Genomic DNA, 268 nt, shown 5'->3' on the forward strand with positions numbered 1-268 from the left:
GGATGCAATTCGCCGCGTTCAAGCAGATGGGTTACGAGTATCTGCTGATGCTGCTGTTCGTCGGGCTGCAGATCGTCGTCGAGGCGATCTTCCTGCTTGGCGCCGCGATGCGCCGCGACCATCGCGATTTCGAGCACCGCCTGCCGAACGTGGTCCTCGGCATCGGCTGCTCGATCGCGCTGCTCGCGATCGATCTCGCGATCCAGCTGGCGTTCTGAGCGCCGGCGGGTTCGGCCCGCCGGTCGCATAGGTTGGCACGTTCAGGCGG

General features: G+C 65.3%; 1 pseudogene. It reads left to right on the forward strand.

Features of this window, described 5'->3' with window-relative positions:
• Positions 1-218, forward strand: a pseudogene (locus tag SB751_RS31075) (hypothetical protein); the annotation flags it as partial.
• Positions 219-268: the final 50 nt, after the last annotated feature.

It is taken from the genome of Cupriavidus sp. SIMBA_020 (assembly GCF_046535395.1).
Taxonomy (GTDB): Bacteria; Pseudomonadota; Gammaproteobacteria; order Burkholderiales; family Burkholderiaceae; genus Cupriavidus; species Cupriavidus campinensis.